At 33.9% G+C, this 21,183-nt stretch carries 19 protein-coding genes; 15 read left to right on the top strand and 4 right to left on the bottom strand.

Annotated elements, in window-relative coordinates; all coding sequences use genetic code 11:
• Positions 1-87 precede the first annotated feature (87 nt).
• Together bla and cidR are read left to right on the top strand one after the other, a co-directional pair.
• Positions 88-936 (top strand): class A beta-lactamase, encoded by an 849-nt coding sequence (gene bla, locus KA926_RS03020; protein ID WP_107385841.1) that lies wholly within the window; start codon positions 88-90, stop codon positions 934-936.
• A gap of 42 nt (positions 937-978) precedes the next feature.
• Complete coding sequence (cidR, locus tag KA926_RS03015; protein ID WP_210143577.1) at positions 979-1,854, top strand: cidABC operon transcriptional activator CidR; 876 nt, start codon at positions 979-981, stop codon at positions 1,852-1,854.
• Between the two features lie 442 nt (positions 1,855-2,296).
• Here the strand turns inward: cidR and KA926_RS03010 are convergent, their stop codons facing one another.
• Positions 2,297-3,241: a LacI family DNA-binding transcriptional regulator gene (locus tag KA926_RS03010; protein ID WP_119517727.1), complete on the bottom strand. Its 945-nt coding sequence runs from the start codon at positions 3,239-3,241 to the stop codon at positions 2,297-2,299.
• Positions 3,242-3,385: 144 nt separating this feature from the next.
• On the opposite strand from KA926_RS03010, the gene eda reads away from it, so the two are divergent.
• Genes eda through KA926_RS02970 form a run of 8 tightly spaced genes read left to right on the top strand, consistent with a single transcriptional unit; the run spans position 3,386 to position 11,096 of the window.
• Positions 3,386-4,003 carry a bifunctional 4-hydroxy-2-oxoglutarate aldolase/2-dehydro-3-deoxy-phosphogluconate aldolase gene (gene eda / locus KA926_RS03005; RefSeq protein WP_107384041.1) on the top strand — a complete coding sequence of 206 codons (618 nt, stop codon included), beginning with the start codon at positions 3,386-3,388 and terminating at the stop codon, positions 4,001-4,003.
• Between the two features lie 2 nt (positions 4,004-4,005).
• Entirely contained in the window at positions 4,006-4,977 is a 972-nt protein-coding gene (locus KA926_RS03000; RefSeq protein ID WP_210143576.1) for a sugar kinase, read from the top strand.
• Between the two features lie 28 nt (positions 4,978-5,005).
• Entirely contained in the window at positions 5,006-6,043 is a 1,038-nt protein-coding gene (locus tag KA926_RS02995) for a TRAP transporter substrate-binding protein (protein WP_210143575.1), read from the top strand.
• On the top strand, positions 6,018-6,527 hold the full coding sequence (locus tag KA926_RS02990) for a TRAP transporter small permease (RefSeq protein ID WP_210143574.1): 510 nt from the start codon (positions 6,018-6,020) through the stop codon (positions 6,525-6,527). Before KA926_RS02995 ends, KA926_RS02990 begins: the two co-directional genes overlap by 26 nt.
• On the top strand, positions 6,524-7,819 hold the full coding sequence (locus KA926_RS02985) for a TRAP transporter large permease (protein WP_107384037.1): 1,296 nt from the start codon (positions 6,524-6,526) through the stop codon (positions 7,817-7,819). The genes KA926_RS02990 and KA926_RS02985 overlap by 4 nt, the downstream gene beginning before the upstream one ends.
• 15 nt (positions 7,820-7,834) lie before the next feature.
• A complete protein-coding gene (gene uxaC, locus KA926_RS02980) occupies positions 7,835-9,241 on the top strand; it encodes a glucuronate isomerase (protein ID WP_119517722.1) in 1,407 nt (468 codons plus the stop codon).
• A 2-nt stretch (positions 9,242-9,243) separates the two neighbouring features.
• Positions 9,244-10,275, top strand: coding sequence for a mannonate dehydratase (locus KA926_RS02975; protein ID WP_119535617.1), 1,032 nt, complete (start codon positions 9,244-9,246; stop codon positions 10,273-10,275).
• A complete protein-coding gene (locus KA926_RS02970) occupies positions 10,275-11,096 on the top strand; it encodes an SDR family oxidoreductase (protein WP_210143573.1) in 822 nt (273 codons plus the stop codon). Before KA926_RS02975 ends, KA926_RS02970 begins: the two co-directional genes overlap by 1 nt.
• Positions 11,097-11,197: 101 nt before the next feature.
• Here KA926_RS02970 and KA926_RS02965 read toward each other — a convergent pair whose 3' ends face one another.
• Positions 11,198-12,058 (bottom strand): MurR/RpiR family transcriptional regulator, encoded by an 861-nt coding sequence (locus tag KA926_RS02965; protein ID WP_210143572.1) that lies wholly within the window; start codon positions 12,056-12,058, stop codon positions 11,198-11,200.
• A gap of 176 nt (positions 12,059-12,234) precedes the next feature.
• Between KA926_RS02965 and KA926_RS02960 the strand changes: the two genes are divergently transcribed.
• The 5 genes from KA926_RS02960 (at position 12,235) to KA926_RS02940 (ending at position 18,751) form a co-directional block, all read left to right on the top strand.
• Positions 12,235-13,725 (top strand): aldehyde dehydrogenase family protein, encoded by a 1,491-nt coding sequence (locus KA926_RS02960; protein WP_210143571.1) that lies wholly within the window; start codon positions 12,235-12,237, stop codon positions 13,723-13,725.
• A gap of 28 nt (positions 13,726-13,753) precedes the next feature.
• Entirely contained in the window at positions 13,754-14,635 is an 882-nt protein-coding gene (gene dapA / locus KA926_RS02955) for a 4-hydroxy-tetrahydrodipicolinate synthase (RefSeq protein WP_210143570.1), read from the top strand.
• A 32-nt stretch (positions 14,636-14,667) separates the two neighbouring features.
• Positions 14,668-16,038 carry a flavin monoamine oxidase family protein gene (locus tag KA926_RS02950; RefSeq protein WP_210143569.1) on the top strand — a complete coding sequence of 457 codons (1,371 nt, stop codon included), beginning with the start codon at positions 14,668-14,670 and terminating at the stop codon, positions 16,036-16,038.
• 31 nt (positions 16,039-16,069) lie between these two features.
• Positions 16,070-17,389 carry an MFS transporter gene (locus KA926_RS02945; RefSeq protein ID WP_210143568.1) on the top strand — a complete coding sequence of 440 codons (1,320 nt, stop codon included), beginning with the start codon at positions 16,070-16,072 and terminating at the stop codon, positions 17,387-17,389.
• A 288-nt stretch (positions 17,390-17,677) separates the two neighbouring features.
• Complete coding sequence (locus KA926_RS02940; protein WP_192959450.1) at positions 17,678-18,751, top strand: YkvI family membrane protein; 1,074 nt, start codon at positions 17,678-17,680, stop codon at positions 18,749-18,751.
• 71 nt (positions 18,752-18,822) lie between these two features.
• Here KA926_RS02940 and KA926_RS02935 read toward each other — a convergent pair whose 3' ends face one another.
• Positions 18,823-19,998, bottom strand: coding sequence for an Nramp family divalent metal transporter (locus tag KA926_RS02935; RefSeq protein ID WP_481906358.1), 1,176 nt, complete (start codon positions 19,996-19,998; stop codon positions 18,823-18,825).
• 60 nt (positions 19,999-20,058) lie between these two features.
• Positions 20,059-21,003, bottom strand: a complete 945-nt coding sequence (locus tag KA926_RS02930; RefSeq protein WP_210143566.1) for an agmatinase family protein — start codon at positions 21,001-21,003, stop codon at positions 20,059-20,061.
• Between the last annotated feature and the right edge of the window lie 180 nt (positions 21,004-21,183).

Below are 21,183 nucleotides of genomic sequence, written 5' to 3'. Positions count from 1 at the left end.
TAAAGATAATTGTGTTTTGTTATATTTATGATTATAGTTAAACGTAAGTATAGAGCGTTTCGTTCACATATGAATAGAGGGAAAAATATGAAAAAATTATATTTAAGTGTTTTGGTTGGTCTTATTTTGTTAGCAGTCACAGGGAATGTCGCTGCGGCAAAAAGTTTTGATCAAATTGAACAAGATAATGATACAATTGTAGGGGTCTATGGCATCAATACATCTAATGGTAAAGTGATACAGCACAGATCAGATGAACGATTTGCATTTGCATCTACATATAAAGCAATTTCAAGTGGCATATTATTACAAAATACGCCAACATCAGAACTAAATAAAAAAATAACTATTTCAAAAGATGACATTGTCGCTTATTCACCTGTTACTGAAAAATATGTCGGCAAGCAAATGACCTTAAGAGCGTTAATTAAAGCTTCTATGTTGCAAAGTGATAATACAGCAAATAATAAAATCATCGAAGAAATAGGTGGTATTAAAGGATTTCAACAAGCACTAAAACAACGCGGAGACAATATCTCAAACCCGCAAAGACTTGAACCAGACTTAAATTTATATGATCCGCAAAGTACAGCCGATACAACCACACCTAAAATGGCTGCAACAACGTTGAACCATCTTTTAGCGAGTGAGAACATGAGTAGACCCAACCTTGAGCTACTAAAACATACAATGATCCATAATGAAACTGGAGATACATTAATTAAAGCAGGTGCGTCAAAAGATGATGTTGTAGGTGATAAGAGTGGTCAGGGATTAACATATGGTAGTCGAAATGATTTAGCTTTTGTTTATCCAGAAAACCAAAGTAAGCCAATTATTCTTGCTATTTACACGAAAAAAACAGATAAAGATGCGAAACCTGATGATAAAGTGATTCAAACAGCAGCGGAAAAAGCTATTAAGTCATTGAAATAGATTCAGTCAAATGAAATATAGATTGGTACAGAGGGGTTTAACATGGAAATAAAGCAAATGAAATATTTTGTAGAAGTCGTAAAAAATGGTGGGATGACACAAGCATCCGAGCATTTATATATTGCGCAATCTACAATAAGTAAAAATATTAAAAGTATTGAAGACGAATTTAATATTACTTTATTTGATAGACGAAAAAAGCATATTATTTTAACAGATATCGGTCAGATTTTTTATGATAAATGTGTGGAAGCATTAGCGGTTCTAGATGATTTATCATTAGAAATGGGAGATGTAACAAATTTAGAAAAAGGTCATATTAGAGTAGGTATATCTGCGATTATGAATGTGAGACTTTTTACAGAAAGTTTAAATCACTTTCATAGTAAATATCCAAAAGTGACTTACGAAGTGATTGAAGGTGGCGGGAAAGCTGTAGAGTCTTATTTGAATAATGATGAAATAGACGTGGGTATTACTACGTTGCCTGTAGATAATGATATTTACCATGCCATTCCACTGTATAATGAGAAATTATTGTTAGTTGTAAACAGAGATGCGATGCTTGCTAAACAAGCATCGGTCTATCTAGGCGATTTAAAAAATGAGCGCTTTATTATGTTTCATGATGATTATTATTTAAAAGATCAAATTATTGAAAGTTGTAGAAAAGTTGGCTTTCATCCAAAAACAGTTGCAAAAATGTCTCAAATTACATTTATTGAAAATATGATTCGAGATGGTATCGGTGTGAGTATATTACCAGAAAGTATCGTAGATATTTTAAATGATGACCTTGTAGGTATAGAAATTTCTGGCGCAGATGTATCGTGGAATTTGGGAGTTATTTGGAAAAAAGATAGCTATATGAATTATGTAACACACGAATGGATTAAATTTTTAAAAGATACACGGTAATAGTGGTTAACAAGGTGTTCATGTTATGAAATATGTATTCCATAACAGAATATTATATATTCCAACTATGTATTTTAATCATATTTCAGTGCGTAATATAATAGAGATATAGAGGTAGTAAGTACTGATTATTAATAGAAGAGTAAAAGTTAAAACATTTATGATAATCCCTAGCGCCAAAATATTAACTATATATGCGTTTCATAATTTAAAGCTCATAACAAATTTATCTAGAATTTAACTAATATAATAACTCTCCCCATTCATTCACTAAAATAAGGACACCCTATTCTTATTCATTATTATATTATTGAGCAATTATATTAAAAAACTAAGCTTATCTTCTAAATCAGTACAGTTAATATAAACGAACCTCTTGTCAAACATTAAACAAACATATAAACATGCCCAAGCCTTAGAAATAGGTTTGGGCATGTTTATTTTAAATGTTTTTTTGAATTTTAGGATGAAGATGATATGCGGGCGCTGTGGCTTCATTTTTAATAACTTTGTCTAAAGTAGCTACAATCGTTTGAGCAATTTCAGCGGTTGGCACGCCAATCGCGTTGACAGGGTAATCTAATTTTTTAATTTGTGGTATATTGTCATATGAATATAAGATAGGGTGATCTTGTGGTCCGAGTGCATTAATGGTGCCGACTGTAATATCATAGCTACCACAGATAACCCCTGGTGCAAGTGCATGTGCTTGTAAAAATTGTTTGACGGAAGATTCTGTTTCAATTGCATTTAAACTTGTAGAATCAATGATACGATAATCTATTTTGTGTTCGTTACAATATTGAGCAATCGCCTCTTTTTTAGCGATTTGTCGTGTATCGTTTGTATGTATATCACCAATATAATCAATATGGTCTATGCCCTGATCGACCAATGCTTTAATTGCCATAATCATCGCTTCTGAATGATTTACATTTATGATCGGATAAGGAATATCACGATTGACACCATAGGCAACGACAGGGACGTTATTATAAATTTCTGGAGATAAGTTTGTTGCATCACCTTCATCAAAAATGACGATACCATCACAACCGAATTCAACAAATTTTTTTGAAGCGGCAGCGACATCGTCGATAGACACAAACATGACATAACCTAAATCTTTAATGGCATGATTGATTTCTGAAATAAGATGTGTCACGGCTACACGATCTACAGAAGGCCAGATTAATCCTATTGTGCCACTTTTCTTTGAGACAAGTGCTCTAGCGGAGTGATTAGGTATATAATTCATTTCTAGAGCTTTTTGTTGAATCATATTTTTTGTTTTTGGTTTTACGAGATGAGAATTTTTAAGTGCTTTACTAACTGTGGAATAGCTGACACCACAGGCTTCAGCAACATCTTTTAAAGTTACAGCCATAAAATTTCTCCTTGAAATTGATTGATTTAAATGCAAATTAATTATACCATAGAGATAAGCATTACAATATTTTTTTGTACAAAAATAACAACGTTGTTATTTTAAAGGTATTGTAATTGATATCATATTTGAGGGGTTGAAGACATGGATTCAATGAATACAATGAAAGAGATTCAACAAGGTAAACACATTGCTGTCATGCGCACAGAAGATGCAAAATCATTTTTAGATATTGCACATACCATTATTGATAAGGGCCTTCATACGATTGAGGTAACTTTAACTACGCCGAACGCTATAGAAATTATCGCAGAACTATCAAAAAGGGAGGACGCATTGATTGGAGCAGGAACAGTATTAGATAGCATTTCTGCACGTACTGCCATTTTAAATGGTGCAAAATTTATCGTTAGCCCATCCTTTGATAAAGAAACAGCGAAAATTGCTAACTTATATGATGTGCCATATATTCCAGGCTGTATGACAGTTAAAGAAATGGTTGAGTCATTACGTTATGGTTGCAAAGTTCTTAAACTATTCCCAGCGACACAATTCACACCTAAATCAATTAAAGATTTCAAAGGGCCATTACCACAAATTGAAATTGTGCCTACAGGTGGTGTTGGTAAAGCAAACCATAAAGAATGGTTAGATGCTGGTAGTTTTGCAGTTGGCATTGGAAGCGAAATCACAAAAATTTATCAACAAGAAGGAAAAGATGCTTTAGAAAGATATATTTCAGAAATAAAAAGCGAGGTATAACAATGACGGTCTATGGTTTTGGTGAAGTATTATTACGTTACACACCACCAAATTATGAACAGTTGAAAGATGCCAATATGTTTAAAGTTAATGTTGGTGGTGCAGAATTAAACGCACTTGTGACACTAGCACAATTTGGACACGAGACTGAAATGTTGACGGTATTACCTAATCACGCGCTTGGTCATTTAGCATTGCAAAAAATGTTTCAAACACGTGTAGGTACTGCTTCAGTGAAATATAATAACGGCAGAATTGGCACGTATTATATGGAAGAAAGTTTCGGATTTCGAAGTGGCAAAGTCATTTATGATCGTGAACATTCAACGTTTGCTAATCATGGTGAAGATGTAATGGAAGGAATCAATGCTCAAAGCGGTGATTTCTTTGTATTTACAGGTATTACGTTAGCTGTAAATAAAATGATTCGTCATCAAATTGTCGATGTATTAAAGAAACTAAAGCAACAAGGCGTTAAGATAGTGTTCGATATTAATTTTAGAAGTAATTTATGGTCAAAAGAAACAGCAGTACCAATAATCAAGTCTATTTTACCATTTGTCGATGTTCTGTTTTTTGGAAAAAAAGATGCTACACATCTACTTGAAACGAACGATTTAGAAGATGACATTCAGACATGTGCAAAAACAATTCAATCCAAATACGACATCGAATTGATGGCATCAAGTAATAGAAATATAGAACAAAGTACATTACAAGGTATTATGCTGACAAAAGAAAAATATATTGAAGGCCAAGCATATACTTACACCGTTTTAAACAGAATTGGTGCTGGTGATGCATTTATGGCGGGCGTATTACATGGACTGAATAAAGAATGGCAACCAGAATATACAGTAGATTTTGCAACAAAATGTTCTGTTCTACAACATACAACAAATGAAGATGCACTAAGTGTACAAGAAAGTGATGTTTTTAATTTATCCACGCATTTTGGAGAATTGAAGCGATAAAAACTGCAATACAAGGGGATTAATCTTTATGAGGAAATTTAGACTCCTTCTTGTAAGCGCATTCTTTACGATGGGGATGGTATCGATGATGCTTACAAATGAGGAGACGATTGCTAAAACAAAGACAAAAGAAATCATGTTAGCGCATAATCAGCCAACGGAACATCCTGTTCATAAATCATTAAAAATTTTTAAAGATAGATTAGAAAAAGAATCACATGGTCAAATAAAGGTGAATATTTATCCGAATGGTCAGCTCGGTAGTGAGCGTGAAGCGATAGAAATGACACAAACGAATGCAATTCAAATGACTAAAGTTTCGGCTGGCGCACTGGAAAGTTTTTCGCCAACGTATTCATTATTTAATATGCCATATTTATTTGAGTCAGAAGATAATTATCGACACGTAATGAAACGTAAAAACGTACAAGATGCTTTCTTTAAATCGACAGACGACCAAGGATTTTTAGGTATTACTTACTATGATGCTGGTATGCGTAATATCTACACGAAAGATAAGAAGATTAAAGACAACAAAGATTTGAAAGGCTTGAAGATTCGTGTTCAACCAGGAAAAACAAGCGTAGATTTAATTAAATCGTTAGGTGGTACGCCAACACCGATGGATTATGGTGAAGTGTACACTGCAATGCAATCAGGTGTTATTGATGCAGCAGAAAATAACGAAACTTCTTTAACAACGAATAACCATGGTGAAGTTGCTAAAAATTATTACTACACAGAACATGCAACCGTGCCCGATATTTTAATTATGAACAAAGAAACCTATGACAGCTTGACGAAACAACAACAAAAATGGTTAGAAGATGCTGCGGATTATTCCACAAAAAAACATGAAGTTATTTGGGATAAAGCAGTGAGCGATGCTAAAAAAACAGCGACAGAAAAAATGGGCGTGAAGTTTCATGATGTAGACAAGTCTACATTTAAAGCGACTTCTAAACCTCTTCAAGATGAATTTAAAAATAATCCTGATACGAAAGAGGATTATAAACTAATCGAGAAGGAGGAACAGCGCTATGAAAAAAGCAAAACAAATCATTGATAAATTGTTGTTAACGCTAGCTGGTATTACGCTTTTTGTAATGGTTATCTTATCGATTTATCAAGTCGCAACACGCTTTATTTTTAACACACCAAGTACGACGAGTGAAGAAATTGTTAGATTCTTGTTGATATGGTTTGGGCTATTGAGTGCTAGTTATGTCTTTGGGATTAAACAGCATATTGCCATTGTATTTATCAGAGAAAAATTACCTGAAAAAGTACAGCTATACTTGGAAAAGATTTCGGACATTATATTAATTATCGTGGCACTCGTGCTCATGATTTGGGGCGGTTTTGAAGTTGTGAAATTGACTTGGTCTCAAATCGCACCGTCAACAGGTTTATCAATGGCCGCGATGTATGGCGCATTGCCTGTTTCAGGAGTATTTATTATATTCTATGCATTTTATAATTTATTAAATACAGAGGAAATTACTGCAGTTCAAGAGCGTGATGAGCTTGAAGGCGGTGATGGCTTATGACAACGATTGCAGGATTAGTATTATTCATCACTTTCTTCATTTTTCTTATCATTGGTTTACCTATTGCATTAGCGATTATTTTAAGTTCTATTATTACGCTGTTATTGATTTTACCATTCGATGTCACTATCGTAACTGCAGCGCAGCGTATGGTAACCGGTATTGATGATTTTACGATGTTAGCGATTCCGTTATTTGTGCTAGCGGGTATCATCATGAACAACGGCGGTATTGCATTTAGATTAGTTAACTTTGCGAAGGTGCTCGTTGGCAGATTACCAGGATCATTAGCTCATACAAATATTGTTGGTAATATGCTTTTTGGTTCTATTTCTGGTTCTAGTGTAGCTGCAGCAGCTGCCATGGGTCGTATTATGGGACCTATGGAAAAAACACAAGGTTATAAAAAAGAATACTCAGCAGCAGCAAATATCGCATCAGCACCTTCAGGTTTACTTATCCCACCGAGTTCACTATTGATTGTTTATTCATTAGTCAGCGGCGGGACATCCATTGCAGCGCTATTTATCGCGGGTTATATTCCAGGAATTTTATGGGGTATTGCGTGTATGATCGTTGCTTATGTAATGGCGAAAAAACAAGGTTATAAAGTATCAGAGAAAATAAGTTGGAAAGATAGATTATTCTTAACATTGGATGCATTACCAAGTTTGTTTTTAATTGTAGTGGTTATCGGCGGTATTGTCGGAGGTATCTTTACAGCAACAGAAGGTGCAGCAGTCGCGGTTTTATATTCTGTAGTACTTTCGTTGATTTATAAAAGTTTAAAAATCAAACAATTATCCAACGTTATCAAAGAAACAGCTGAAATTAGCGGAATGATTTTATTCTTAATCACCGCTTCGGCATTATTTTCACTTGTGATGAGTTATACCGGTTTACCGGAAGCGATATCCAATGGCATTATCTCAATGACTGACAATCCAATCGCATTGTTATTATTAATCAACGTTATTTTATTAGTCATTGGTACATTTATGGATATTACACCAGCAGTACTTATATTCACACCTATATTTTTACCGATTTCAGAAGTATTAGGCCTTGATCCAATTCATTTTGGTATCATTATCGCGTTTAACTTATGTATTGGTAATATCACACCACCAGTTGGTAGTGCGTTGTTTGTGGGAGCAAGTGTAGGCGGTGTGCGTGTTGAATCAGTATTTAAATATTTAATTCCATATTTTGTGGCATTAATTATTTTAATGCTAATCATTACCTTTATTCCACAATTATCACTATTCCTTCCAAAATTACTAGGATTATAGAAAAGGAGCAATTATATGACTTTAATTAATGATAATTTTTTATTAAATAGTAAAACAGCAGTAAAGCTATACCAAAAGGTTAAAGATTTACCAATTTATGACTTCCATTGTCATTTAGACCCAAAAGAAATTTACGAAAATAAAAATTATGACAATATTACACAATTATGGTTAGGTGGAGATCATTATAAATGGCGTTTAATGAGAGCTTATGGCATTGAGGAAGCTTTTATTACAGGCAGTGTTGATGATTTTGATAAATTCCAAGCATTTATGCATATGTTACCGTTTGCTATTGTGAATCCAATGTATCATTGGTGTGCATTAGAATTAAAACGCTATTTCAATGAAGATACAGATTTAGATAAAGTGAATATCAGTAAATTATATAAATCACTAAATAAAAAGTTAGCAAAACCTTCACATACACCACAAAATTTAATTAAGCAAAGTAATGTTAAAGTGGTATGTACGACGGATGATCCATGTGATGATTTGAAATATCATAAGTTATTAAATGAAGATAGCAACGTTACATTTAAAGTCATCCCTACGTTTAGACCAGATAGTTATGTTTTCTTAAATAATGAGTCTATCCACACAAAAATCGACCAATTAAATCAAGCGACTGATTGTGACGTTCAAGATTTAAATACTTACATTGATGCGTTAAAAGCGCGTGTACATTATTTTGATAGACAAGGTGCACGTAGTTCAGATCAAAGCTTTGAAAAGACACCGTTAGTAACAGCAACTGTTGAAAAAGCAACTGAAATTTATAATGCGCTAAAGCGTGGTGAACAAGTAACAGAAACTGAACAATATGAATTAGCAGGTTATATATTAACTGAAATTAGTAAGGTTTATGAAGAATTAGGTTGGGTTGTACAATTCCACCTTGGACCAACAAGAAATAATAACTCAAGCATGTTTAAAATTACAGGACCAGATAGTGGCTTTGATAGTGTAGGCGAACAGCTAAGTGCTAAAAAATTAAATGCCTTACTAGATCATCTAGAACAAAATCATGCGTTATCAGATACGATTATTTATCCAAATAATGGTAATGACCATTTAATGGTACAAGCAACTGCAGGGAACTTTACAAATAGTAATCATAAAGTCCAACTCGGTGCTGCATGGTGGTTTAATGATACAAAAGAAGGTATGGAGCAACACTTAGTAGAGTATGCTAATGTCGGTTTATTATCTAAATTTGTAGGTATGCTTACTGATTCACGTAGCATGATTTCGTATACACGTCATGAGTACTTTAGAAGAATATTATGTAATTTCTTAGGAGATAGAATTGAAAAAGGTGAGATTCAATTATCAGAAGAAACCATCACTAAAATAGTGAAAGATATTTGTTATAACAATGCAGTAAAATTATTCAAAATAGAAGGCGTTGAGGAGGTATAACCATGGAATTATCATTTCGTTGGTATGGAGAAGATGACCCAGTAACATTAAATAATATTAGACAAATTCCAGATATGAAACAAATTGTTACAGCTATTTATGACATTCCTGTTGGAGAAGTTTGGACTAAAGAAAGAATTGCAGCATTAAAACAGTCAATTGAAGATGCAGGTTTGAAATTTGAAGTTGTAGAAAGTTTACCTGTCAGTGAGGAAATAAAGCTTGGTACAGATAAACGAGATCAACTCATTGAAAACTATAAAACTTCACTGATTAATCTCGCTGAAAATGGTGTTAAAACGGTAACTTATAACTTTATGCCGGTATTTGATTGGACACGTTCGCAATTAGATTATGATTTATCAGATGGTTCTAATACACTGATCTATAACCATGATCAAATTAAAGATATTGATCCACTAACGACGAATTTAAATCTACCAGGTTGGGATGAAAGTTACACACGTGAAGAGATGAATCAACTGATTACATCTTATCGTGAAACATCTGATGATCAACTATGGGATAACTTAAAATACTTCTTAGATGCTGTATTACCAACTGCTATCGAACATGACGTGGATCTGGCTATACATCCGGACGATCCACCTTGGTCGATATTTGGTATACCACGTATCATTAAAAATAAAGAAAGTTACGAACGTTTATTATCCATTAGCAATGATACACATAATGGCATTTGTTTCTGTACTGGTTCATTAGGCGCACTAGCAGAAAATGATTTACCGAGCATGATTCGAACATTTGGTGATCACATTCATTTTGTACACATGAGAAATGTTAAACGCATTGGTGAATATTCATTTATAGAAACAGGCCATTTATCTAAACATGGTTCAGTAGATATGAAAGCCGTTACTGAAGCGCTGAGAGACATTGATTACAAAGGTACCATCAGACCTGACCATGGACGTATGATTTGGGGAGAAACAGGTAAAGCTGGTTATGGCTTGTTCGATAGAGCTTTAGGTGCAACTTATATTAATGGCTTAATAGAAGGAGTGAGTAAATAATGGCAACACAATTCAAAGATGTTAATGTCGTTATTACAGGTGCGACAGGTGTCATTGGTTCTACTTTTGTCAAAGCACTTGTAGAGAAAGGCGCGAATGTGGGAATACTAGGTCGTTCCGAAGACAAAATTGTGGAATTGCAAGATGAAATTGATAAAGACAGAGAGCAAACGGTAGGGTTAGTAGCAGATGTGCTAGATAAATCAGCTTTAGAGCAAGCGAAACAAACATTCAATGATAAGTTTGGCGCAATTACGATACTTATCAATGGCGCAGGTGGCAATCATCCTGATGCGACAACGAATGATGAAATGTACGACAAAGCAGGCGACAAAACGTTCTTTGATCTTACAGAAGAAGGCGTAGATAAAGTTTTTAAATTAAACTATACTGGCACATTTTTACCATCACAAGTATTCGGCAAAGATGTTGTTGCGTCTGAAACAGGAACAATTATCAATATTTCATCTATGAACGCATTTACACCGTTGACAAAAATTCCAGCGTACAGTGGTGCAAAAGCTTCAGTAAGTAACTTTACACAATGGTTAAGCACTTACTTTGCGGGACAAATACGTGTTAATGCAATTGCACCAGGATTTTTCGAAACAAATCAAAATAAGGCATTGCTAAGAAATGAAGACGGTTCATATTCAGAACGTGCTCAAAAAATACTTTCACAAACACCAATGGATCGTTTTGGTGTACCTGAAGATATTTTAGGCACATTATACTGGTTAATGGACCACGATATGAGTGGTTTTGTCACAGGTATTGTAGTTCCAGTTGATGGTGGCTTCTCATCATATTCTGGCGTATAAATTAAATAAAATAATCAAATAAAAATCAACACTTTCATTTTTATAAGATGAAAGTGTTGATTTTTTTGTTGCATCACTAGTTGATTAAAATAGCAGTGATTCTATTCGTCATTATAAGTAATATTGTTGCGATATAATACATCTTCTAATTTTTCTAAATTGGATAGTGCATTATCTGAAGTACGTCTGCCAAGTTCCAACACTAATGCATCGATCAACGCAATAATTGGAATGATTGAAAAATGATCCTTTCTAACAGAAAGTTTTAAAGTAATAGTTGCATACTCTAAAACTGGTGAAGAGTCATAATCTGTGATTAAAATAACATGGTTGCCTTGACGCTTTGTTTCTTTTACAGCTTGAATCACTGAATTTGTGTAGGGTTCAAAAGCGAAGACAATCAATATATCATTTTTAGTCATTTTGGTAATTTTATCAAAAATAGCATCAGTATCATTACTAAGCTGATGAATATTTAAATAAAATTCGTTTAGTAAATGCTCAAAATATAAAGCAGTCGCCCTATAAGGACGTGTACCAAGTATACATACACTCGTTGCATTTTCTATATATTCAACAGCAGTAGCAAAGTTTTCTATTAAGTCAGGTTTTAATGATTGATTTAATAAATCGACGCTTTTATCCCAAACATCAGTCAATGCAAAACCTTGTTCATGATTGATGTCACCAAAAGCATTTTTAAGAGAGAATTTAGTTTCATTTGGCAAGGCTTCATTGTAAATATCTTTACGAAAATCATTGAAATTTTCATAATCTAAAGCGTGTATGGTACGCATAACTGTAGAAATTCCCACTTCAGCTTGTTGAGACAATTCTTTAATCGTTATTAACCCTAAGTCTTCAAAATGTTTAAGTATAAAGTCGCAGAGTTTTTGCTGTTTTTTGGGTAAACTTTTTTTAACTTTTACAATTTTTGATTTTAAATCTGGATTTTGATTCATAAAAACCAAGCGCCTCGTTTCTGTTCATTCAAATAACTTTATCTATATCATAACAAAGGTTTATAGCAAATAAAAATTCTGAAAAAGAACAAAAATATTCCTTTTAAAATGTAAGGGTTTACATTTGTTCATTCAAGTGATAATATTCTATTTAATAAAAACAAGGGGGTATAAAATTGCTAAATTATAAATTTGAAGATTTAAAACCAAAAGTGCAATCATTTTTGAAAGAAGATATCCAACTTTATATTAATGGCTCTTATTGTAATGCTAATGAAGGAAAGGTATTTGAAGTTTTGGATCCTTCTACTGAAAAGGTCATAACTAATGTACATGAAGCTGATCATGTAGATATTGATTATGCAGTTGATTCAGCAAGAGCAGCTTTTGATAATGGTGAATGGACAAAAATGGAAGCGCATACAAGAAGTAATATTATTTATGATTTTGCACAGTTGTTAAAAGCACATCGAGAAGAGTTGGCTCAACTTGAATCTATTGATAGTGGCAAACCATATGATGTTGCATTAGTGGATGATATAGATGGAACAATTCAACAATTTGAATATTATGCTGGATTTGCAACAAAAATTAGTGGTAAAACCACTCAAATTTCAAATGACTTGGTCAGTTACACGGTTCACGAACCTATTGGTGTTGTTGGACAAATTATTCCTTGGAATTTTCCATTATTAATGGCTTCCTGGAAATTAGGTGCTGCATTGGCCGTGGGTTGTACGATTGTTATAAAACCAGCGACTGAAACGCCATTATCGTTATTATATGCAGCTCAGTTATTTAAGCAGGCTGGCTTTCCTGATGGGGTAGTTAATATTGTTCCTGGCCCAGGTAACACTGCAGGTGAGGCAATTGTTAATCATTCGAAAATAGATAAAATCGCATTTACTGGTTCTACAAATGTAGGTAAGAATGTAATGAAAAGTGCAGCAGATGAAATAAAAAATGTCACGTTAGAATTAGGCGGTAAATCTCCAGCTATTTTATTAAAAGATGCTGACTTAGATGAAGCGATTGAAGGCGCATTTAGTGGCACAATGTATAACCAAGGACAGAATTGTAGCGCTTGTACGCGTGTTTATGTGCATAGAGATATTTATGAAACTGTTTTAGAGGGATTAAAAGAAAAAGCAGCGTCAATAAAATTAGGTCCAAGTATGGATGATAGTTATGATATGGGGCCGTTGATTTCAAAGAGACAACAAGACAAAGTAATAGATTATATAGAGAAAGGAAAAAAAGAAGGTGCCAGATTAATATTTGGTGGTAATCAAGCATATGAACAGGGCTATTATGTTGAACCTACTATTTTTGCAGATGTGGAAGATGATATGACCATTGCGAGAGAAGAAATATTTGGTCCAGTCATGTCTGTCTTTGTATTTGATGATATTGATGAAGTCATTGATAGAGCTAATGATAGTCAGTATGGTTTAGCTTCAAGTGTTTGGACACAAAATATTAAACACGGTCATTATATATCCAAAAAGTTAGAAGCTGGCACAGTATGGATTAACACAGTCGGTCTTGAAATAGAAACAATGCCTTTTGGTGGTTATAAACAATCTGGTATCGGTAGAGAAATGGGCGGTGAGTATGGGTTAGAAAGCTATACGTCAGTTAAAAGCGTCATGATTAATATAGATTAAAATAAAAAAAGATAAGGAGCATAATATTATGTATAAACCATATGGAATGATAGCAGCTTTACCAACACCAATGTTAGAAAATGGAGACATTGATTTTGAATCGTTTGAAAAATTAATCGAACATGTAATTGCAGGAGGAATTCACGGCGTGCTAGTAGGGGGGAGTACTGGAGAATACTCACTGATGACTTTCGAAGAGCGAAAAAAAATCATAGCATTTGTAACATCCCAAGTGAATAAAAGAGTCCAAGTAATGGCAGGAACTGGTTGTCATAGAACGCTTGATACAATTGAATTGACGAATTATGCAGAACATGTTGGTGCAGACTCAGCATTAGTCATCAATCCATATTATATGGTTACAAGTGACGAAGGGATATTAGATCATTATAAAGCTGTGGCTAAAAATGCTGATATTGGCATCGTTATTTATCATTATCCAGATGCAACAGGCGTTGAACTTTCACCTGAATTAATACATGAAATTAGTCAAATTGAGGGTGTGATCGGTATTAAAAATACTGCAGACGGTATTCATACATCTAAATTATTTAACTTAGTGAAAGATAATACAGATTTTGCTTTGTTAAATGGTTTTGAAGATCTATTTTTACCTTCATTATCAATAGGAGCAAATGGTGCAATAGGCCTTGTACATAATTTAGTTCCGGATAAAATTGCAAAACTGTATGAGTTAGTTCAAGAAAATAATGTGAAAGAAGCAGCTGAATTAAATAAGAAATTACTACCTTTATTTAACTTATTAGAAGAAGAAACTGTACCTGGAACAGTTAAAGCTGGTTTGAAAGCATTAGGTATCTCAGGAACTGCGTGCCGCTTGCCGTTACAACCAGCATCTGAATCTTTTGAAAAGAAAATGACACAATTATTGAATGAAATAAGTAACTAAGCGCAAGAAAATTAGAATAAGAAGGTGCTAATATGAAAGATGTCATTATTATCGGTGGTGGATTGGCAGGATTATCAGCAGCATGGAGATTAAGTAACCACGATATACTATTATTAGAATCAGAAAATCGTGTTGGTGGACGCGTGATGTCTGAAAGACGTGGTAACTATTGGATGAATTGGGGCGGGCATGTTTACGCAGGCGAAGGATCAGCAACAGATGATTTATTAAAATCTGTAGGTGTTAAGTCATTACCAGTGCCTGGAAAACTTTCTGCTATGCATTTAAATGGAAAACTTTTGTTAGATGGACGAGTAGAATTGTACCCATTTAGAGTGCCTATGTCATGGAAATCTAGACTAGCAATGTTGACTGCAGGTGCAAAAGTAAGAGCTGCAGTGATGAAATATGCGAAGGTTGCTCAAAAGAAAGAAGTTGAAGATTATAGTGTACAACAACAACGCATTTTAGATTTTATGAATAATAAAACATTTTCGGAGTTTACAGGAAAATTACCAGTTGACGCAGATGCTATTTTTAGGCCTACAGTAAGTAGGTCAACAGGTGAACCTGAACAAATTTCAGCTGGTGCAGGCATCGGTTACTTTCATATGATTTGGAATAAAAAAGGCGGTTTATCCCAAAACATAATGGGAGGTCCATCGACATTAACGAACACAATTGCCAACCATTTAAAAAATAAAGTTGAAATCAATGCACATGTCCAAGAAATCATTCATAATCAAGACTTTGTAACAGTGAAATATCAACAAAATGGAACTGAGTTTGTAGAAACTGCAAAGTATGCCATCATAACTACACCAGCACCAATCACACGTAAAATTACAAAAAATTTAAGTGCAAAGCTAGATTATTCACTTAGCCAAATTAAATATGGCCCACATGTGAGTGCATCATTCTTAACAAATGAACAAGGTAAACAAATTTGGGATGATGTGTACGCATTTGCTACTCCCAAGAGATCATTCGATATCTTAATACACAATTCAAATGTCATTCATGCACAACAGAAAAATCGTGAACAGGGCAGTAGCTTTATGACATTTTCACCTGCGAATAGAGGTAAAGCATTAATTGACAAATCTGAAGACGAAATATTAGAAATATACCTGAATGATTTAGAAGAGATTCTCCCTGGGTTTAGAGATTATGTCGTAGAAGCTAAGGTGAATAAATTTCCATATGGATCAGCGTATGTGTACCCTGGACGTGCTGATATACAATCAACATTGATAGAACCAGAAGGGCGTATGTTTTTAGCAGGCGATTATTTAGGCACGTTTTATACTGAAACAGCAATTCAAACTGGGTATACTGCTGCTCAAAATATTAATAGCTTATTAGGTTTTACCAAAAATGAAGATTTGCGAGAAGTTTTGTAAGCGTTTACAAAAACGATGTGGAGGCTATTTTATGACAAATAAATCTATGGAGGATATGCCCTTTTGCAAGTTTCACATGAAAATTTTTTCTTATGCTAGTGGCAGTTCTTTTGTTGATGGCTATAGTTTAGGAATTATAGCCATCGCACTTTCAGTAATGCAAAATGATTTTGAAATGTCTGTGACGATGGTTGGTTTACTAGGTATGGGGACATTAGCAGGTATGGTCATTGGCGGTTTAGTTGGCGGTTATTTTACAGACATATTAGGACGGAAAAAAATGTTTATTATTGATATGTTGTTATTAGGTGTTTTCACCACCGCACAATTTTTTGTTGCAGATCCAATGCAGTTAGTGGTATTGAGACTGTTGATTGGTATTGCACTAGGTACAGATTATCCAATAGCTGGTTCACTTATGAGCGAATTTGCACCCAGAAAGCATAGGGGAGCATTGCTAGGTGGCATTAATGCATTTTGGTTTATTGGCTATGCTATTTCGTATCTTGTTGGTTATTTTATGCTCCCATTAGGCACAGAGAGTTGGAGATGGATGTTATTAAGCGGGGCTTTACCAATTATCTTTTTATTATTAGCTCGACTTAATATGCCAGAATCTCCACACTGGTTAACAAAACAAGGAAAAAGTGTAGAAGCAGCACAAATTGTAAAAAAAATATTTGGTGACGACGTGGTTGTTTCAAATACAATTCATGAGCATAAGAAAACAAATTTGGCAGATATTTTTAAAAATGGTTATGGCAGACGTACATTTTTTGTTTCTGTATTTTGGTCATTACAAGTGATGACTACATTTGCTATTGGAACGTATATCCCTGAGATTCTTTCACAATTTGGATTCCATGAAGGCTCACAAAAATATTTAGGATCTGCTGTTATTAATATGTTTTATTTAATAGGTATTTTTCCAGCATTATACTTAGTTGAAAAATATGGAAGAAGACCAACTTTGATATGGCCCTTCTTGATTACTGCACTAGCTTTGTTATCATTAGGTATAGTATCTGGAGGAAACGCTCCATTTCTAATTATACTTGTACTATTTATTATTTACGGTATTTTCAATACAGCTATGGGAAGCCACCAATGGATTTATCCATATGAACTATTCCCAACTTATGTACGTGGTACAGGTGGAGGATTTACTACTACTGTGAGTCGATTAGCATCTGCTTTAAGTACATTTTTCTTTCCGATGATTTTAGAAAATTATGGGTTAAGTATAACAATGTATATTTCATCAACCCTATTATTTATTGGTTTTATACTGTCAATTTATATGGCACCGGAAACGAAAGGGAAAAATTTAGAAGAGGCAGGAGCTATTTAGGTTAAATTTTAAAGTTTTTTGGATCTAGGTATAAATGAATGGCTTTGATTTAATTGAATACGATTGTTATGAGCTGAATGAAGTGAAAAGTTGACTAGATAAATTGTTTATTAATCCTAGTTACTTTTGTTGGGGCGAGACAAAAGCATCTACTATGAAAGTATGATATTTGTCTCGCTCCCGTTTGTTTCGATTTTTGTGTTTTTAATCTATTGGCACAACGATTATTTATTTTGAAAACCTGATAAATAGTACATAGTAACTAACGTTGAAGGGGATGTATGATAAATGAGTAAAGATAATAAGGCTGCAGTTAAGACTGCGCTCGCTTATCTTAGTTTTATAGTTGGCGCAGGATTTACAACGGGCCAAGAACTATTACAATTCTTTGTTAACCATGGAAATTATGCATATATTGCAGTAATTCTTACAGGTATTATTGTAACGTTTGCAACTAGGCAAATTTCAAAAATTGGTTATCGTCTGGACGCGAATACATATGAAATTTCATTAAACCATATTTTCGGAAAATATGTCGGTAAGGTAATTGATTATTTAACAATTTTCTTTTTATTTGGTTTAACTGTGGTCATGATTGCTGGTGGAGGGTCTGCACTTTATCAAGGGTTTGGACTTCCGATGTGGACAGGTTCATTAGCGATTGTAATTTTACTTTTTATTGTACTGCAACTTAGATTTAATAAAATCATGACAATATTAAGCGTAGTGACACCGTTTTTAGTAATCGCAGTTTTAGTGATTGCGGGCTATAACATTATCAATCCTACAATTCCATTTTCAGAGGTAGCACAATATACAAAACCATCTAAAACGTCTAGTTCCATATGGTGGTGGGATGCGATTGTTTATGGAGGATTAATTATTGGAAATAGCTTTAGTTTCCTAACCATCGTTGGTAGTGATGCTATGAGTCATAAAACAGCGCGTAGGGGAGCGTTTTACGGTGGCCTATCATTTAGTATATTGTTATTAATTATGACGTGTGGATTAATGGCTAACATCCAAAATGCTAATAGTGTAGATATTCCTACATTATTATTGGCGAATGATATACATCCTTATATAGGTGTATTTATGTCAGCAGTGATGATTGGTGTTATTTTCAATAGCTGTATCGGTATGTTGTATCCATTTCTAAGTAGATTTACACGACCAAGTAGTAAAGGCTACGTTGCACTTTTGGCAATTTCTTTAATTGTAGCTTTTATCTTAAGTTTTATTGGTTTTGTAGATCTTGTAAACTTTGTGTTTAAAACATTTGGCTATATCGGTCTGTTTATCAGTGCTGCATTATTAATTAGATGGGTTTATAATAAATTTAGTGAAAAACGTTTAATGTAATCGCTAAAAATGTAAATAAAAGACGTATAGTAACCAATTTTGTAGACAATTGGACTATACGTCTTTTTTATTTAAGACAAGAAACTTGTAATTGCGTCAACTAGACTATAAAGGCCTAAGAATGTCACGATTAAAACAACGATAAAACCGATAATATTAAGCCAAATGTTATTGACAAAACGGCCCATTAGATTTTTCTTGTTGATGATAATAAAGATTAGTATGGCAACGATAGGTAATATAATACCATTTAAAGCTTGTGCCACTAACAATACTTCTAATGGTTCAAATCCGAGTGAGGATGTTGTAATACCAATAAGGATAATGACTGTAAATACAATCTTGTATTTTTTACTTTCCATGCCACCTTTCCATCCTAATAAGCTACTTATTGTAGCTGCCGCACCAGTAGGGGAAGCAATCGCTGATGAAAGCCCGGCTGCAAACAAACCAATGCTAATTGCAAAGGGTGCAGCATCGCCTAAAACTGGTTTAAGTGGTCCAGAAAGTTGAATAATACTTTTGACTTCATCGCCTCGAATTAATGTGGCAGCGGCAATAAGAATAGCTGCCGAAATAATACCGCCAACAGTTATTGAAATAATAGTATCCCAACGCGCAAATTTGAGTTCTTTTATACCATTAAAACGTTCGTGTACTGCTGTAGAGTGGATGAAGAAATTATAAGGCACTACTGTTGTTCCAATTAATGCTATGACAGTTATAATAGAGCCATTCGGAATCGTAGGTACAAATACACCCTTTAAAATACCAAAAATATCGGGCTTAATCACAACCATAGTTGTAATAAAGATGATGCCCATGATTACCATAAGAAAAATCATTATTTTTTCTAAAAATTTATAATTACCAAATAACCCGATAAGTAAAATAATAAAGCCGATGATAGGGGCTACTAGATTTTCTGGTAAATTTAATAGATATGCTGCACCAAGTGAAGTTCCAAATAAATCGCCACTAATATAAGCAGCACAGCCAATGGTTACAGCTATTAAGGTAAACCATACAATAATCAGTTTACCTACTTTATGGGCAAACAATTCTTGTATTGCTTCCCCTAAACCTTCTCTTGTTACGAGTGACAGTCGAATAATCATTTCTTGGAGTACGATGGTTGCAACAATTGAGAAAACAACAGCCCATAATAGACTATAACCAAACCCAGCGCCACCTTGTGTCATTGTTGTTACGGTTCCAGGACCAATAAATGAAGCGGTGATAATCATACCAGGACCAAGAGATTTAATAATCTTCCTTACATTTTTGACCAATGTCATCACCCCTCATTATTTCGTTTTATTTAAATAATTTACATGACCCGCAAGTACATATAATACAGCTGTTGAAACGAAGTGTGCAGAGTTCTGGTTTGCGTCTTGCATTGGATAAACTTCTACATAATCCATACCGCATAAGCCTAACGCACCAAACTCATATATCATTGTTAATAGTTCATAAGAACTTAGTCCATTGCCATCTACAGGACCGCCCGGATTAAAGGCAAAGTCTAGTACATCACTGCAAATTGTTAAATAGACGACATCTACATCTTTACTCGCTTGAGCATAAATGTCTCTAGCATATTGTTTTAAATCTTTTGCTGCTCTAATATCATTAATCGTAAGTGTTACTGCACCAGCTTCTTGAGCATAACGGCCTGTCTCTGGTTTGTTTCTAGGACCATGAATACCTGTATGAATGATACTTTCATTACGTATACCATCTGTTTCATATAATCTCATGAATGGGGTATTACGAGCGTAAATTTCTCCTTCATAATCAGGCATGTTGTCATAATGCGCATCCAAATGTATAATGCCCACTTTTTTACCCGTTTCTGTCAGTGACTTAAGAATAGGGTAAGTGACACCATGTTCACCACCAAAACCAACTAAAAATTTCTCACTTTCCCATAGCCTTTTAGTGAATTTTTCAATGTTTTCATAGCTTTGTTGATTATTGTGCGCAACAAATGGTACATCACCTACATCGCCCATTGTTAAATGTTCGCTAATATCAATATGGTTCAACTCTGGTAAATATTGACTATAACGTGCTGAGCAAACTCTAATTTGCTTTGGACCTAATTCAACACCAGTATAGTCACCCCAGGTACTTTCACCTTCAAAAGGTGCACCATAAACAATAACATCTGTATCTAATTTATCTGTGGATGTAAGATTTTTACTATTTAAAAAACATGGTACATTACCATAAATATTGTTTTTCATAATGTATAACCTCCCCTTTGTTGTAAATAAGTATATATTGGATAATTTTTAATTTCAAATAAATTCAGAAAATTCTATTTTTAAACCTTTTAAAAATGTAAATATATCAATAGGAAAGTATTTTAATTTTGAAATTTGATTAAATCGTGAATACTAAGGTAAAAAAATAAGCTGATTCAA

Origin of the sequence: Staphylococcus sp. GDY8P94P (assembly GCF_017892255.1) — a bacterium.
GTDB classification, from domain to species: Bacteria; Bacillota; Bacilli; order Staphylococcales; family Staphylococcaceae; genus Staphylococcus; species Staphylococcus cohnii.
The sequence above is the reverse complement of the archived record's forward strand: the minus strand, read 5'-3'. Positions and strand labels throughout refer to the sequence as shown.